This window comes from Streptomyces sp. CA-142005 (assembly GCF_050942335.1).
In the GTDB taxonomy this organism is placed as follows: Bacteria; Actinomycetota; Actinomycetes; order Streptomycetales; family Streptomycetaceae; genus Streptomyces.
Genome location: NZ_CP192078.1, coordinates 5,774,359 through 5,790,736 on the forward strand (window position 1 = coordinate 5,774,359; position 16,378 = coordinate 5,790,736).

Genomic DNA, 16,378 nt, shown 5'->3' on the forward strand with positions numbered 1-16,378 from the left:
GTCAGGTGGTGGAGATCACAAAGCTCGTGCAATACCCCGTGTCGCAGATCACAGAGCGACGGGCATAAGATGCGTGGCAACTGGGCTTGTGACCTGCTTCACATGTTCTCGATCTTCGCCCGGGACGGCGGGGCTCGTGGGACCGGTGAGGCGGGAGTGAGTTCAGTGCACCAGTGCAACCGCCAGCAGTCAGCGCCGACTGAGAGGAGCGAGGAGCGGTGAACGCGTATGCGCCCATCCTCGTACTGGGAGCCCTCGGGGCAGGCTTTGCGATCTTCTCCGTGGTCATGGCCACGCTGATCGGTCCGAAGCGGTACAACCGCGCCAAGCTCGAGGCCTACGAGTGCGGTATCGAGCCGACCCCCACGCCGGCCGGCGGCGGGCGCTTCCCCATCAAGTACTACCTGACGGCGATGCTCTTCATCGTCTTCGACATCGAGATCGTCTTCCTCTACCCCTGGGCCGTCACCTTCGACGCCCTGGGGATTTTCGGGCTCGTGGAGATGCTGCTCTTCGTGCTCACCGTCTTCGTCGCGTACGCGTACGTATGGCGGCGCGGCGGCCTGGAATGGGACTGAGGGGCCTTAGGACATGGGACTCGAAGAAAAGCTGCCGAGCGGCTTCCTGCTGACCACCGTCGAGCAGGCCGCGGGCTGGGTGCGCAAGGCGTCCGTCTTCCCGGCCACCTTCGGCCTCGCCTGCTGCGCCATCGAGATGATGACCACCGGCGCCGGCCGGTACGACCTTGCGCGCTTCGGCATGGAGGTCTTCCGCGGCTCACCGCGCCAGGCCGACCTGATGATCGTCGCCGGCCGGGTCAGCCAGAAGATGGCGCCGGTGCTCCGGCAGGTCTACGACCAGATGCCCAACCCGAAATGGGTGATCTCCATGGGCGTCTGCGCCTCCTCGGGCGGCATGTTCAACAACTACGCGATCGTTCAGGGCGTCGACCACATCGTTCCGGTCGACATCTACCTGCCGGGCTGCCCGCCCCGCCCCGAGATGCTGATGGACGCGATCCTCAAGCTTCACCAGAAGATCCAGTCCACCAAGCTCGGCGTCAACGCCGAGGAGGCCGCCCGCGAGGCGGAGGAAGCGGCGCTCAAGGCCCTGCCCACGATCGAGATGAAGGGGCTGCTGCGGTGAGCGACGCGAACGGCAACGGCACGGGCGGCGTGAACGGGTCCGCGAACGGGGTGAACCCCGAGAAGGACCTCTCCGCCTCCAACCTCCCCGGCCAGCGCGGCCAGGGTGGCGAGGAGATCCGCGTCCAGCGCGGCATGTTCGGCGCCAACAACGGCGGCGACACCTCCGGCTACGGCGGCCTGGTCCGCTCGGTCCGACTCCCGGGACCGGCGACCCGCCCCTACGGCGGCTGGTTCGACGAGGTCGCCGACGAGCTGGAGGGCGCCCTGGAGGAACAGGGGCTCCTCCCCGACAACGCGATCGAGAAGACGGTCGTCGACCGCGGCGAGCTGACCTTCCACATCGAGCGCGAGCACCTGCTCCGCGTCGCCCGCACCCTGCGCGACGACCCGGCCCTGCGCTTCGAACTATGCACCGGCGTCAGCGGCGTCCACTACCCGCACGACACGGGCCGCGAACTGCACGCCGTCTACCACCTGCGCTCGATCACCCACAACCGGCTGATCCGCCTCGAAGTCAGCGCCCCCGACGCCGACCCGCGCATCCCGTCCCTCGTCTCCGTCTATCCGACGAACGACTGGCCCGAGCGCGAGACCTACGACTTCTTCGGAATCGTCTTCGACGGTCACCCGGCCCTGACGCGGATCATGATGCCGGACGACTGGCAGGGCCACCCGCAGCGCAAGGACTACCCCCTCGGCGGCATCCCCGTCGAGTACAAGGGCGCCCAGATCCCGGCTCCGGACCAGCGGAGGTCGTACTCGTGAGCAGCACCCAGTCAGCAGCCGCCCGGGAAACCACCGAGGGCACCGTCTACACGGTCACCGGTGGCGACTGGGACGAGGTCGTCCAGTCCGCGACCCGCGCCGACGACGAACGCATCGTCGTCAACATGGGTCCCCAGCACCCCTCCACCCACGGAGTGCTCCGCCTGATCCTGGAGATCGAGGGCGAGACGGTCACCGAGGCCCGGTGCGGCATCGGCTATCTGCACACCGGCATCGAGAAGAACCTCGAGTTCCGCACGTGGACGCAGGGCACCACCTTCGTCACGCGCATGGACTACCTGACGTCCTTCTTCAACGAGACCGCCTACTGCCTCGCCGTCGAGAAACTCCTCGGCATCGAGGACGACATCACCGAGCGGACCAAGATCATTCGGGTGCTCCTGATGGAGCTGAACCGGATGTCCTCCCACCTGGTGTGCATCGCCACCGGCGGCATGGAGCTCGGCGCCACCACGATCATGATCTACGGCTTCCGTGATCGTGAAATGATTCTCGACCTCTACGAGCTCATCACGGGCCTGAGGATGAACCACGCGTACATCCGCCCCGGCGGACTCGCCCAGGACCTGCCGCCCGGCGCGGTGGACCAGATCCGCGAGTTCGTGAAGAAGATGAAGAAGAACCTCCCGGAGTACGACAAGCTCGCCACCGGGAACCCCATCTTCAAGGCCCGCATGCAGGACATCGGCTACCTCGACCTGGCCGGCTGCATGGCCCTCGGCGCCACCGGCCCGATCCTGCGCTCCACCGGCCTGCCGCACGACCTGCGCAAGGCACAGCCGTACTGCGACTACGAGACGTACGACTTCGAGATCCCGACCGCCGACACCTGCGACGCCTACGGCCGCTTCCTGGTCCGCCTGGAGGAGATGCGCCAGTCGCTCAGGATCATCGAGCAGTGCCTGGACCGGCTCCAGCCCGGCCCGGTCATGGTCGCCGACAAGAAGATCGCCTGGCCCGCCCAGCTCGCGCTCGGACCGGACGGTCTCGGCAACTCCCTCGACCACATCAAGAAGATCATGGGCACCTCCATGGAGGCCCTGATCCACCACTTCAAGCTCGTCACCGAGGGCTTCCGCGTCCCGCCGGGACAGGCGTACGCGGCCGTCGAGTCCCCCAAGGGCGAACTCGGTGTGCACGCCGTCTCCGACGGCGGCACCCGCCCCTACCGGGTCCACTTCCGCGACCCGTCCTTCACCAACCTGCAGGCCATGGCGGCGATGTGCGAGGGCGGCCAGGTCGCCGACGTCATCGTCGCCGTCGCGTCCATCGACCCCGTGATGGGAGGCGTCGACCGGTGACCACCTCTTCTTCGGAGCGGGGCGTCAGCCTGGGCATGCCCGAACTGCCCGCGCCCGCCTACCCGGACGACGTCCGGGCCCGGCTGGAGGCGGACGCGCGCGAGGTCATCGCGCGCTACCCGGACTCCCGGTCCGCCCTGCTCCCGCTGCTCCACCTCGTGCAGTCGGAGGAGGGCCATGTCACGCGCACCGGAATGCAGTTCTGCGCGGACATGCTGGACCTGACCACGGCCGAGGTCACCGCCGTCGCCACCTTCTACACCATGTACCGGCGCAAGCCGTCCGGTGACTACCAGGTGGGCGTGTGCACGAACACGCTGTGCGCGGTGATGGGCGGAGACGCGATCTTCGAGACCCTCCAGGAGCACCTGGGCGTCGGCAACGGCGAGACCACCGACGACGGCAAGGTCACCCTGGAGCACATCGAGTGCAACGCGGCCTGCGACTACGCGCCGGTCGTGATGGTCAACTGGGAGTTCTTCGACAACCAGAGCCCGGGCAGTGCCAAGCGTCTGGTCGACGATCTGCGCGCGGGACGGCCCGTACAGCCCACGCGCGGGGCGAAGCTGTGCACGTTCAAGGAGACCGCGCGGATCCTGGCCGGCTTCCCCGACGAGCGGCCCGGGGCCGTCGAGGAGGGCGGAGGTGCGGGACCGGCGTCGCTGGTGGGCCTTCGCCTGGCAAGGGGAGAGGCCGCACCCGCGCGCGTGGTCCATCCGCGCGGAGGTCCCCACGAGCAACCGCAGGACAGGGTGCACGAGCCGTCGCCGGCCGAACACCTCAGTTCCCATGACGCGCCGCTGGACACATCGGCCTCCGACCCGGCCCACCCGGCAGGGCCTACCGCCGAGGAGGGGGAGTGATGACCGTGGTACCCGAGGTCAAGGACACGAGCCCCGAGAAGCTGCTCGCACCCGTGCTGTCGGCCTTCTGGGACGAGGACCGGTCCTGGACTCTGGACGTCTACCGGAGGCACGAGGGGTACGAGGGGCTCCGCAAGGCGCTCGCCATGTCACCGGACGACGTGATCGCGTACGTCAAGGAGTCCGGTCTGCGCGGCCGCGGCGGCGCCGGGTTCCCGACCGGAATGAAGTGGCAGTTCATTCCGCAGGGTGATGGAAAACCTCACTATCTAGTTGTCAACGCCGACGAATCGGAGCCCGGGACCTGCAAGGACATCCCGCTCCTCTTCGCGAACCCGCATAGCCTCATCGAGGGCATTGTGATCGCGTGTTATGCCATCAGGTCGTCGCATGCCTTCATCTATCTGCGTGGTGAAGTCGTCCCCGTTCTGCGGCGGTTGCACGAGGCCGTGCGCGAGGCCTACGAGGCGGGCTACCTCGGCGAGAACATCCTGGGCAGCGGGCTGGACCTCAAGCTCACCGTGCACGCGGGCGCCGGCGCGTACATCTGCGGTGAGGAGACCGCACTGCTGGACTCGCTCGAAGGCCGCCGTGGTCAACCGCGGCTGCGTCCCCCCTTCCCTGCGGTGGAAGGCCTCTACGCCTGTCCGACTGTTGTGAACAACGTCGAGTCGATCGCGTCGGTTCCCGCGATCCTGAAAAACGGGAAAGACTGGTTCAGGTCGATGGGCAGCGAGAAGTCCCCTGGCTTCACGCTCTACTCGCTCAGCGGCCATGTCGCCAGCCCCGGCCAGTACGAGGCCCCGCTCGGCATCACGCTCCGCCAGCTCCTCGACATGAGCGGCGGCATGCGGGCCGGGCACCGCCTCAAGTTCTGGACGCCGGGCGGCTCCTCGACGCCGATGTTCACCGACGAGCACCTCGACGTCCCCCTCGACTACGAGGGCGTCGGCGCCGCCGGCTCGATGCTCGGCACCAAAGCCCTGCAGTGCTTCGACGAGACGACCTGCGTGGTGCGGGCGGTGACCCGCTGGACCGAGTTCTACGCCCACGAGTCCTGCGGCAAGTGCACGCCCTGCCGCGAAGGGACGTACTGGCTGGTGCAGTTGCTGCGGGACATCGAGGCCGGCAAGGGCACCATGTCCGATCTCGACAAGCTCGCCGACATCGCCGACAACATCAACGGCAAGTCCTTCTGCGCCCTCGGCGACGGCGCCGCGTCCCCGATCTTCTCCTCGCTGAAGTACTTCCGCGAGGAGTACGAGCAGCACATCACGGGCCGGGGCTGCCCCTTCGACCCGGCCAAGTCGACGGCCTGGGCGGACCGCCCGGAGGTGAACGCATGACCGTGACCACCAGCGCCCCCACCGGAGGGGGAGAGGCGGCGGTCCCGCCGGAAGACCTCGTCACGCTGACGATCGACGGCATCGAGATCAGCGTGCCCAAGGGCACCCTGGTCATCCGGGCCGCCGAACAGCTCGGCATCGAGATCCCCCGGTTCTGCGACCACCCCCTGCTCGACCCTGCCGGCGCCTGCCGTCAGTGCATCGTCGAGGTCGAGGGCCAGCGCAAGCCGATGGCGTCCTGCACCATCACCTGCACCGACGGCATGGTGGTGAAGACCCAGCTCACCTCGCCGGTCGCGGAGAAGGCCCAGCACGGTGTGATGGAGCTGCTGCTCATCAACCACCCGCTGGACTGCCCGGTCTGCGACAAGGGCGGCGAGTGCCCGCTGCAGAACCAGGCCATGTCGCACGGCAACGCCGAGTCCCGCTTCGAAGGCAAGAAGCGCACCTACGAAAAGCCCGTACCGATCTCCACGCAGGTGCTGCTCGACCGCGAGCGGTGCGTGCTGTGCGCCCGCTGCACCCGCTTCTCCAACCAGATCGCGGGCGACCCGATGATCGAGTTGATCGAGCGCGGCGCACTGCAGCAGGTCGGCACCGGCGAGGGCGACCCGTTCGAGTCGTACTTCTCCGGCAACACCATCCAGATCTGCCCGGTCGGAGCGCTCACCTCGGCGGCCTACCGGTTCCGCTCCCGCCCCTTCGACCTCGTCTCCTCGCCGTCGGTCTGCGAGCACTGCTCCGGCGGCTGCGCCACCCGCACCGACCACCGGCGCGGCAAGGTCATGCGGCGGCTCGCCGAGAACGACCCCGAGGTCAACGAGGAGTGGATCTGCGACAAGGGACGCTTCGCGTTCCGCTACGCGCAGATGAAGGACCGCCTGGACACCCCGCTCGTCCGTAACGCCGACGGTGTCCTGGAACCCGCGTCCTGGCCGGAAGCCCTGGAGGCGGCCGCCCAGGGCCTGACCGCCGCACGCTCCCGGGCCGGCGTCCTCATCGGCGGCCGGCTGACCGTCGAGGACGCCTACGCGTACAGCAAGTTCGCGCGCGTGGCGCTCGACACCAACGACATCGACTTCCGCGCGCGCGTGCACAGCGGCGAGGAGGCGGACTTCCTGGCCTCCCGGGTGGCAGGCCGCGGCCGGGACCTTGACGGCACGGGTGTCACCTACACCTCCCTGGAGAAGGCGCCCGCGGTCCTGCTGGTCGGCTTCGAGTCGGAGGAGGAGGCACCCGGCGTCTTCCTGCGGCTGCGCAAGGCCTGGCGCAAGCGCAAGCAGAAGGTGTTCGCGCTGGCCACACACGCCACCCGGGGCCTGCAGAAAGCGGGCGGCACCCTGCTGCCGGCCGCGCCCGGCACCGAGACAGAGTGGCTGGACGCCCTCGCGAGCGGCGTCGGCCTGGAGGAGCCCGGCACCCGTGCCGCCGAGGCCCTGCGCACCGAGGGCGCGGTCATCGTCGTCGGTGAGCGGCTCGCCTCGGTCGCCGGCGGCCTCACCGCCGCCGTACGCGCCGCCACCGCGACCGGCGCCCAGCTGGTGTGGATCCCACGCCGGGCCGGCGAGCGCGGTGCCGTCGAGGTGGGCGCACTGCCGTCGCTGCTGCCGGGCGGCCGTCCGGCGACCGACCCGCGTGCGCGAGACGAGGTCGCCGCCGTCTGGGGGCTCGCGGAACTCCCGCTGCGCTACGGCCGCGACACCCACCACATCGTCGAGGCCGCCGCCACCGGCGAACTGTCGGCCCTCGTGGTCGCCGGGGTGGAGGTCGCCGACCTGCCCGACCCGGCACGCGCGCGTGAAGCACTCGACAGCGTCGGCTTCCTGGTGTCGCTGGAGCTGCGGCCCAGCGAGGTCACCGAGCACGCCGATGTCGTCCTGCCGGTCGCCGCGGTCGCCGAGAAGGCGGGCACCTTCCTCAACTGGGAAGGCAGGGTGCGGTTCTTCGACGCCGCCCTCAAGCCCGACCAGATGACACGCCGCCTCGCACCGACCGACACGCGCGTGCTGCAGATGCTGGCCGACGCCATGGACGTCCACCTGGGCCTGCCGGATCTGCGCACCACGCGCGCGGAGATCGACCGGCTCGGCTCCTGGGACGGTCCGCGCGCCCAGGACCCCCACGAGACCGCGGGCGCGCTGCCCCGCCCGGCCGCCGGCGAGGCCGTACTCGCCGGGCACCGGCTCCTTCTCGACCAGGGCGTCCTCCAGGAGGGCGACGAGGCGCTCGCCGGAACCCGGCATGCCGCGCACGCGCGCGTGTCGGCGGCGACGGCGGCCGAGGCAGGCGTCAAGGAAGGCGAAGCCCTCGCCGTCACCGGCCCTGCCGGGACCGTCGAACTGCCGCTGCAGATCACCGAGATGCCCGACCGGGTGGTCTGGCTTCCGCTGAACTCCGTCGGCGCCGGCGTCGCCTCCGACACCGGGGCACGGCCCGGCTCACTCGTCCGCATCGGCCCGGCGGCATCCGCCGAACCGGCCCCCAAGGAGGTGGAGGCATGAGCCCGTACCTCGCAGCTGAAAACCTCTCGATGTTCGGCCGCGACCCCTGGTGGCTGGTCGTCGTCAAGGCCGTGTTCTGCTTCGCCTTCCTGATGGTGACCGTGCTGTTCTCCATCGTCTGGGAGCGCAAGGTCGTCGCCTGGATGCAGCTGCGCATCGGCCCGAATCGGCACGGCCCCTGGGGCATGCTCCAGTCGCTCGCCGACGGCGTGAAGCTGATGCTCAAGGAAGACATCATCGTCAAGCGCGCCGACAAGGTGGTCTACGTCCTGGCGCCGATCGTCGCGGCCATCCCGGCCTTCATGGCGATCGCGGTGATCCCCTTCGGCCCGGCCGACAACGAGATCTCGATCTTCGGCACCCGCACCACGATGCAGCTGACCGATCTGCCGATCGCGATGCTCTACATCCTCGCGGTCGCCTCCGTCGGCATCTACGGCATCGTCCTCGCGGGTTGGAGTTCCGGATCCACCTACCCGCTCCTCGGCGGCCTGCGCTCCTGTGCGCAGATGATCTCCTACGAGATCGCCATGGGCGCCGCGTTCGCCTCCGTGTTCCTGTACTCGGGGTCGATGTCGACGTCCACGATCGTCGAGCAGCAGCACGACCGCTGGTACATCCTGCTGCTCCCGGTCTCGTTCATCCTCTACATCGTCACGATGGTCGGCGAGACCAACCGGGCCCCCTTCGACATGCCGGAGTCCGAAGGCGACCTGGTCGGCGGCTTCAACACCGAGTACTCGTCCATCAAGTTCGCGATGTTCATGCTCGCCGAGTACGTGAACATGGTGACGGTGTCGGCCGTGTCGACCACGCTGTTCCTCGGCGGCTGGCGCGCCCCCTGGCCGATCAGCTCCTTCTGGCAGGGCGCGAACCACGGCTGGTGGCCGCTGCTCTGGTTCGTGATCAAGGTCCAGCTGCTGCTGTTCTTCTTCATCTGGCTGCGCGGCACGCTTCCTCGCGTCCGCTACGACCAGCTGATGAAGCTCGGCTGGAAGGTCCTCATCCCGGTCTCCGTGACCTGGCTGATGCTGGTGGCGACCGTACGGGCCCTGCGCAACGAGCACTACGACTTCCCGAGCATCGCCCTACCGGTCGTCGGCGCGGTACTCGCCCTGGTGGTGATCTCCTACGTCGTCGAGATGTTCCGGGAGAAGGCCAAGGCGGCCGAGCAGCCCGCCGCCGAGGAGGCCGGGTTCGACGCGATGGCGGGCGGATTCCCCGTACCGCCGCTGCCCGGACAGGAGTTGCCGCCGGTGCCCAGGCGCCGCTCACGCCGTGAGCGGGAGCTGATTGTCAGTGGCGGGTCGGACACTGTCAGTGACGGATCTTCGGATGGAAAGGAGGCGTCCGATGGCTGAGGAGCCCAAGGAGACCAAGCCCGGTTTCCAGAACCCCGTGGCCGGCTTCGGCGTGACCTTCAAGGCCATGTTCAAGAAGCGGCTGACCGAGCAGTACCCGGAGCAGAAGAAAACCACGGCTCCGCGGTTCCACGGACGGCACCAGCTCAACCGCCATCCGGACGGCCTGGAGAAGTGCGTCGGCTGCGAGCTGTGCGCCTGGGCCTGCCCCGCCGACGCCATCTACGTGGAGGGCGCCGACAACACCGACGAGGAACGCTACTCGCCGGGCGAGCGGTACGGCCGCGTCTACCAGATCAACTACGCCCGCTGCATCCTGTGCGGCCTGTGCATCGAGGCGTGCCCCACGCGCGCGCTGACGATGACCAACGAGTTCGAACTGGCCGACTCCAGCCGCGCCAACCTCATCTACACCAAGGAACAGCTCCTCGCCGGCCTCGAAGAGGGCATGGTCGACACACCGCACGCGATCTTCCCCGGGACCGACGAACAGGACTACTACCGGGGCCTGGTGACCCAGGCCGCGCCCGGTACGGTCCGCCAGGTCGCCGTCTCCAAGGGTGAGAAGCCCGAGGACCAGGAGGTGGAAGCATGAGCCCGCAGCTCGCCGCCTACACCACCTCCACCGGTGAGGCCTTCCAGTTCTGGGTCCTCGGCACCGTCGCGGTGATCGGCGCCCTGGGCACCGTCTTCATGAAGAAGGCCGTGCACAGCGCGCTCTGCCTGGCCGGAACCATGATCGTCCTGGCGGTGTTCTACCTCGCCAACGGCGCCTACTTCCTGGGCATCGTGCAGATCGTCGTCTACACCGGCGCGATCATGATGCTGTTCCTGTTCGTGGTGATGCTCGTCGGCGTCACGGCCGCTGACTCGCTGAAGGAGACCATCAAGGGTCAGCGCTGGCTGGCCCTTCTGTGTGGGATCGGCTTCGGAGTCCTGCTGCTGGCCGGCATCGGGAACGCCTCCCTGAAGGAGTTCGCCGGCACCGGCCAGGCGAACGCGAACGGCAATGTGGAGGGCCTCGCCTCCCTCATCTTCACCAAGTACGTGTTCGCCTTCGAAATCACCGGCGCCCTGCTCATCACCGCCGCCGTCGGCGCCATGGTGCTCACCCACCGCGAGCGCACCGAGCGCGCCAAGACCCAGCGCGAGCTGTCCGAACAGCGCGTACGCGACGGGAAGTACGTCCCGCCGCTGCCCGCCCCCGGTGTCTACGCCCGGCACAACGCCGTCGACATCGCGGGCCTGCTCCCCGACGGCACCCCGTCCGAGCTGACCGTCAGCAAGACGCTGCGCGAGCGCGGCCAGATCCGTGACGTGTCGGCGGAGGCGCTCAACGACCTGCGAGCGCTGGAGCAGCGCGCGCAGGAACGCCTGGAGCGCACGGCGATCGAACCGGCGACGTTCAAGCGGCCCGAGGAGGCGTCGAAGTGAACCCGGTCAACTACCTCTACCTCGCCGCCCTGTTGTTCACGATCGGCGCGACCGGCGTACTGATCCGGCGCAACGCCATCGTGGTCTTCATGTGCATCGAGCTGATGCTGAACGCCTGCAACCTCGCGTTCGTCACCTTCTCCCGGATGCACGGCAACCTCGACGGCCAGATCATCGCCTTCTTCACGATGGTCGTCGCCGCCGCGGAGGTCGTGGTGGGCCTCGCGATCATCGTGTCGCTGTTCCGTACCCGCCACTCGGCCTCGGTCGACGACGCCAGCCTGATGAAGCTGTAAGGGGTCGGAAGAATCGTGGAGAACCTGATCGCGCTGCTCATCGCGGCGCCCCTGCTCGGAGCGGCCGTCCTCCTGGTCGGCGGCCGGCGCCTGGACAGCGTCGGCCACTGGATCGGCACGCTGCTCTCGTTCGTCTCCTTCGTCATCGGTGTCGTCCTCTTCGCCGACCTGCTCGGCAAGAGCGCCGACCACCGCACGCTGACCCAGCACCTGTGGACCTGGATCTCGGTCGGCAGCTTCCAGGCGGACGCCACCTTCCGCCTGGACCAGCTGTCGATGACGTTCGTCCTGCTCATCACGGGCGTCGGCTCGCTGATCCACCTGTACTCGGTCGGGTACATGGAACACGACGAGCGGCGCCGCCGCTTCTTCGGCTATCTGAACCTGTTCCTCGCGGCGATGCTGCTGCTCGTCCTCGCCGACAACTACCTGCTGCTGTACGTCGGCTGGGAAGGCGTCGGCCTCGCCTCGTACCTGCTGATCGGCTTCTGGCAGCACAAGCCCAGCGCCGCGACGGCCGCGAAGAAGGCCTTCCTGGTCAACCGCGTCGGCGACATGGGCCTGTCGATCGCGATCATGCTGATGTTCACCACCTTCGGCAGCTTCGCCTTCGGCCCGGTCTTCGGCCACGCCAGCGACACGTCGGAGGGCAAGCTCACCGCCATCGCACTGATGCTGCTCCTCGCCGCCTGCGGCAAGTCGGCCCAGGTGCCGCTGCAGTCCTGGCTCGGTGACGCCATGGAGGGCCCGACCCCGGTCTCGGCCCTGATCCACGCGGCGACGATGGTGACCGCGGGCGTGTACCTGATCGTCCGTTCCGCCGCCATCTTCAACGCGGCGCCCGACGCCCAGCTCGCCGTCACCGTGGTCGGTGCGGTCACGCTCCTCTTCGGTGCGATCGTCGGTTGCGCGAAGGACGACATCAAGAAGGCGCTGGCCGGCTCGACCATGTCGCAGATCGGCTACATGGTGCTCGCCGCGGGCCTCGGCCCCATCGGCTACGTCTTCGCGATCATGCACCTGGTGACGCACGGCTTCTTCAAGGCCGGGCTGTTCCTCGGCGCCGGTTCCGTCATGCACGGCATGAACGACGAGGTCGACATGCGCCGCTACGGCGGCCTGCGGAAGTACATGCCGGTCACGTTCATCACCTTCGGGCTGGGCTACCTCGCCATCATCGGCTTCCCGGGCCTGTCCGGCTTCTTCTCCAAGGACAAGATCATCGAGGCGGCCTTCGCCAAGGGCGGCACCGAGGGCTGGATCCTCGGCGGCGCGGCCCTGCTGGGCGCGGCCATCACCGCCTTCTACATGACGCGCGTGATGCTGATGACGTTCTTCGGAGAAGAACGCTGGCGGCACGCCCCGACCCCGTCCCCGGCCGAACCGAGCGTGGAGCCCGCCGCCGAGACGCGCGGCGAGCACGCCGAGCCGCACCCGCACGAGTCGCCCAGGGTCATGACGATCCCCATGATCCTGCTGGCCGTGGGATCGGTGGCCGGCGGCTTCTTCTTCAACCTCGGCGACCGCTTCCTGCACTGGCTCGAACCGGTCACGGGGCACAGCGAGGGCCACTCGCCGGTCAGCGCGGCGGCGGTCACCGGCGCGACCATGGTCTGCCTGGTCGTCGGCGTCGGCATCGCCTGGGCCCAGTACGGCCGCAAGCCCGTACCGGCCGTCGCCCCGCGCGGCTCGCTGCTCACCCGCGCGGCCCGCCGCGACCTGCTCCAGGACGACTTCAACCATGTGGTCCTGGTGCGCGGCGGCGAGCACCTGACGCGCTCCCTGGTCTACGTCGACCACACGCTGGTCGACGGCGTCGTCAACGGCACGGCGGCCGGCTTCGGCGGCCTGTCCGGACGGCTCCGCCGGGTCCAGAACGGCTTCGCCCGCTCCTATGCGGTCTCGATGTTCGGCGGCGCGGCACTCCTGGTCGCCGCGACCCTGCTGATGAGGGCGGTCTGATACCGATGTCCTTTCCTCTGCTGACAGCGACGGCGGCGCTCCCGGCCGTGGGGGCCGTCGCCACGGCCGCCGTACCGGCCGCGCGGCGCACCGCCGCCAAGTGGCTGGCGCTGCTCGTCTCGCTCGCCACACTCGCCCTGGCGATCGTCGTCCTGGCCCGTTTCGACCCGGGCGGCGCCCGCTACCAGCTCACCGAGTCCCACGCCTGGATCGAGAACTTCGGCGTGCGATACGAGCTGGGGGTCGACGGCATCGGGGTGGCGCTGGTCGCCCTGACCGCCGTACTGATCCCGTTCATCATCCTCGCGGGCTGGCACGACGCGGACCCGCTGGAGACGGGCAGCCGCCGCTGGCGCCCCACCCAGGGTTTCTTCGCGCTGATCCTGGCCGTCGAGGCGATGGTGGTCATCTCGTTCGAGTCCACCGACGTCTTCCTCTTCTACATCTTCTTCGAAGCCATGCTCATCCCGATGTACTTCCTCATCGGCGGCTTCGGAGACCGCGCCCACGCGCAGGGCGAGGAGGCGGCCTCGACGCAACGGTCCTACGCGGCCGTCAAGTTCCTCCTGTACAACCTGGTCGGCGGCCTGATCATGCTGGCCGCCGTGATCGGCCTCTACGTGGTGGCCGGTAACTTCAGCCTCCAGGAGATCGCGCAGGCCCGTGCGAACGGCTCGCTGCACATGGCGACGAGCACCGAGCGCTGGCTGTTCCTGGGCTTCTTCTTCGCGTTCGCGGTGAAGGCGCCGCTGTGGCCGCTGCACACCTGGCTGCCCAACGCCATGCAGGAGTCCACGGCCCCGGTCGCCGTCCTCATCACCGCGGTCGTCGACAAGGTCGGCACCTTCGCGATGCTCCGCTTCTGCCTCCAGCTGTTCCCCGAGGCCAGCAAGTGGGCGACGCCCGTCATCCTCGTCCTGGCCCTGATCAGCATCGTCTACGGCGCACTGCTCGCCGTCGGCCAGCGGGACATCAAGCGCCTGGTCGCCTACGCCTCGATCTCGCACTTCGGCTTCATCATCATGGGCATCTTCGCGATGACCAGCCAGGGCCAGTCCGGCGCGACGCTCTACATGGTCAACCACGGCATCTCCACCGCCGCGCTGATGCTGGTCGCCGGCTTCCTGATCTCCCGGCGCGGCTCGCGGCTCATCGCCGACTACGGAGGCGTGCAGAAGGTCGCCCCGGCGCTCGCCGGCACCTTCCTGATCGGCGGCCTCGCCACCCTCTCGCTGCCCGGACTAGCCCCGTTCGTCAGCGAGTTCCTCGTCCTGGTCGGCACGTTCACGCGGTATCCGGCGATCGGCATCATCGCCACCTTCGGCATCGTCCTCGCCGCGCTCTACACCCTCGTCCTCTACCAGCGGACGATGACGGGCCCGGTGAAGCCCGAGGTCTCGGCGATGCCCGACCTACGCGCGCGTGAACTCGTCGTCGTCGCCCCGCTGATCGTGCTGCTGATCTTCCTGGGCGTCTACCCGAAGCCCGTCACGGACATCGTCAACCCCGCGGTCAAGCAGACCATGTCCGACGTACACAAGACCGACCCCAAGCCCTCGGTGGAGGCGGCCAAGTGAGCGCAACAGCCGTCCACAGCCTGTGGACAACCGCGGCCGACCCGATCGCGAAGATCCCGGCACCGAAGATCGAATACGGACAATTGTCGCCGACGCTGATCGTCGTCGGTGCCGCGCTGGTCGGCGTGCTGATCGAGGCGTTCGTCCCGCGCAAGTCCCGCTACTACGCCCAGGTGTTCCTGTCCGTCGTCGCGCTGTGCGCCGCGTTCGCCGCGGTGGTCGCACTGGCGGCCGACGGCTACGGCACCACCAAGGCGCACATCGCGGCCATGGGCGCGATCGCAGTCGACGGCCCGTCCCTGTTCCTGCAGGGCACTATCCTGCTGGCCGGTCTCGTCGGCCTGTTCACCTTCGCCGAGCGGCGCCTGGACCCGGCCGCGCACGGCAACCGCGTCGACTCCTTCGCCGCGCAGGCCGCCTCCGTACCAGGGAGCGACAGCGAGAAAGCGGCGGTGAAGGCGGGATTCACCACCACGGAGGCCTTCCCGCTCCTGCTCTTCGCGATCGCCGGCATGCTGGTGTTCCCCTCGGCCAACGACCTGCTGACCCTGTTCGTGGCCCTGGAGGTCTTCTCCCTGCCGCTGTACCTGCTGTGCGCGCTGGCCCGCCGCAAGCGGCTGATGTCGCAGGAAGCCGCGGTCAAGTACTTCCTGCTCGGCGCCTTCGCCTCCGCGTTCACGCTGTTCGGCATCGCCCTGCTGTACGGCTACGCGGGCTCGGTGTCGTACGCGCGCATCGCGCAGGTCGTCGACGGCACGGTCACCAACGTCGACCCGGCGCTCGCCAACACCATGGGCAACGACGCACTGCTGCTGCTCGGCAGCGCCCTGATCGTGATGGGCCTGCTGTTCAAGGTGGGCGCGGTGCCGTTCCACATGTGGACGCCGGACGTCTACCAGGGCGCGCCGACCCCCGTGACCGGGTTCATGGCGGCGGCGACGAAGGTGGCCGCGTTCGGCGCGCTGCTGCGCCTGCTGTACGTCGTCCTGCCCGGGATGCGCTGGGACTGGCGGCCGGTCATGTGGGCGGTGGCGATCATCACGATGCTCGGTGGCGCGATCGTCGCGATCACGCAGACCGACATCAAGCGACTCCTGGCGTACTCGTCCATCGCGCACGCCGGATTCATCCTCGCGGGAGTCATCGCCACGTCGAAGGACGGCGTCTCGTCCGTCCTCTTCTACCTGGCCGGCTACTCGTTCGTGACGATCGGCGCCTTCGCGGTGGTCACGCTGGTGCGCGACGCGGGCGGCGAGGCGACCCACCTGTCGAAGTGGGCGGGGCTCGGCCGCCGCTCCCCGCTCGTCGCGGCGGTCTTCGCCGTATTCCTGCTGGCCTTCGCCGGCATCCCGCTGACCTCCGGCTTCGCCGGGAAGTTCGCCGTTTTCAAGGCGGCGGCGGACGGCGGCGCGGCCCCGCTGGTCGTGGTGGGCGTGATCTCCTCGGCGATCGCCGCGTTCTTCTACATCCGGGTGATCGTCCTGATGTTCTTCAGCGAGCCCAGGCCGGAGGGCCCGACCGTCGCCGTCCCGTCCCCGCTGACCATGACGGCGATCGCCGTGGGCGTCGCGGTGACGGTGGTGCTCGGTGTGGCGCCGCAGTACTTCCTGGACCTGGCGAGCCAGGCGGGAGTGTTCGTGCGCTGACGCTCTCAGGTACACAGCGGCCCGGCACCTCATGGGGTGTCGGGCCGTCGTGCTGGCGGCGACAGGAGAAAGCGGCTCGTTGCTTCATGTCAGCGTCCGATGACGCGGAAGAAAGGACCGAGCCTGTGGATAACTCCGAGGCTGTCGGTCCGGGCCC

At 68.8% G+C, this 16,378-nt stretch carries 14 protein-coding genes; all 14 read left to right on the forward strand.

The features are described from left to right. The first annotated feature begins 218 nt into the window (after nt 1-218). Genes ACQPXS_RS27085 through nuoN form a run of 14 tightly spaced genes read left to right on the forward strand, consistent with a single transcriptional unit; the run spans nt 219 to nt 16,221 of the window. Complete coding sequence (locus ACQPXS_RS27085) at nt 219-578, forward strand: NADH-quinone oxidoreductase subunit A (protein ID WP_003992243.1); 360 nt, start codon at nt 219-221, stop codon at nt 576-578. 13 nt (nt 579-591) lie between these two features. Further along, a complete protein-coding gene (locus ACQPXS_RS27090; RefSeq protein WP_009190037.1) occupies nt 592-1,146 on the forward strand; it encodes a NuoB/complex I 20 kDa subunit family protein in 555 nt (184 codons plus the stop codon). Further along, nucleotides 1,143-1,913: an NADH-quinone oxidoreductase subunit C gene (locus tag ACQPXS_RS27095; RefSeq protein WP_433451860.1), complete on the forward strand. Its 771-nt coding sequence runs from the start codon at nt 1,143-1,145 to the stop codon at nt 1,911-1,913. Before ACQPXS_RS27090 ends, ACQPXS_RS27095 begins: the two co-directional genes overlap by 4 nt. Then, complete coding sequence (locus tag ACQPXS_RS27100; protein WP_433451861.1) at nt 1,910-3,235, forward strand: NADH-quinone oxidoreductase subunit D; 1,326 nt, start codon at nt 1,910-1,912, stop codon at nt 3,233-3,235. The genes ACQPXS_RS27095 and ACQPXS_RS27100 overlap by 4 nt, the downstream gene beginning before the upstream one ends. Further along, entirely contained in the window at nt 3,232-4,098 is an 867-nt protein-coding gene (gene nuoE / locus ACQPXS_RS27105; RefSeq protein WP_433451862.1) for an NADH-quinone oxidoreductase subunit NuoE, read from the forward strand. The genes ACQPXS_RS27100 and nuoE overlap by 4 nt, the downstream gene beginning before the upstream one ends. Continuing rightward, nucleotides 4,098-5,444 (forward strand): NADH-quinone oxidoreductase subunit NuoF, encoded by a 1,347-nt coding sequence (nuoF, locus tag ACQPXS_RS27110; protein ID WP_390682941.1) that lies wholly within the window; start codon nt 4,098-4,100, stop codon nt 5,442-5,444. Before nuoE ends, nuoF begins: the two co-directional genes overlap by 1 nt. Then, nucleotides 5,441-7,945 (forward strand): NADH-quinone oxidoreductase subunit G, encoded by a 2,505-nt coding sequence (locus ACQPXS_RS27115; RefSeq protein ID WP_433451864.1) that lies wholly within the window; start codon nt 5,441-5,443, stop codon nt 7,943-7,945. The genes nuoF and ACQPXS_RS27115 overlap by 4 nt, the downstream gene beginning before the upstream one ends. After that, nucleotides 7,942-9,306 carry an NADH-quinone oxidoreductase subunit NuoH gene (gene nuoH, locus ACQPXS_RS27120; RefSeq protein WP_351802339.1) on the forward strand — a complete coding sequence of 455 codons (1,365 nt, stop codon included), beginning with the start codon at nt 7,942-7,944 and terminating at the stop codon, nt 9,304-9,306. The genes ACQPXS_RS27115 and nuoH overlap by 4 nt, the downstream gene beginning before the upstream one ends. Further along, nucleotides 9,299-9,901: an NADH-quinone oxidoreductase subunit NuoI gene (gene nuoI, locus ACQPXS_RS27125; RefSeq protein ID WP_351802337.1), complete on the forward strand. Its 603-nt coding sequence runs from the start codon at nt 9,299-9,301 to the stop codon at nt 9,899-9,901. Before nuoH ends, nuoI begins: the two co-directional genes overlap by 8 nt. After that, on the forward strand, nt 9,898-10,740 hold the full coding sequence (locus ACQPXS_RS27130; protein WP_433451866.1) for an NADH-quinone oxidoreductase subunit J: 843 nt from the start codon (nt 9,898-9,900) through the stop codon (nt 10,738-10,740). Before nuoI ends, ACQPXS_RS27130 begins: the two co-directional genes overlap by 4 nt. Continuing rightward, nucleotides 10,737-11,036, forward strand: a complete 300-nt coding sequence (gene nuoK / locus ACQPXS_RS27135) for an NADH-quinone oxidoreductase subunit NuoK (protein WP_023547474.1) — start codon at nt 10,737-10,739, stop codon at nt 11,034-11,036. Before ACQPXS_RS27130 ends, nuoK begins: the two co-directional genes overlap by 4 nt. A 15-nt stretch (nt 11,037-11,051) precedes the next feature. Then, nucleotides 11,052-12,998 carry an NADH-quinone oxidoreductase subunit L gene (gene nuoL / locus ACQPXS_RS27140; protein ID WP_433451868.1) on the forward strand — a complete coding sequence of 649 codons (1,947 nt, stop codon included), beginning with the start codon at nt 11,052-11,054 and terminating at the stop codon, nt 12,996-12,998. Between the two features lie 5 nt (nt 12,999-13,003). Next, nucleotides 13,004-14,575, forward strand: coding sequence for an NADH-quinone oxidoreductase subunit M (locus ACQPXS_RS27145; protein ID WP_433451870.1), 1,572 nt, complete (start codon nt 13,004-13,006; stop codon nt 14,573-14,575). Next, complete coding sequence (gene nuoN / locus ACQPXS_RS27150; protein WP_351802329.1) at nt 14,572-16,221, forward strand: NADH-quinone oxidoreductase subunit NuoN; 1,650 nt, start codon at nt 14,572-14,574, stop codon at nt 16,219-16,221. The genes ACQPXS_RS27145 and nuoN overlap by 4 nt, the downstream gene beginning before the upstream one ends. Nucleotides 16,222-16,378 lie beyond the last annotated feature (157 nt).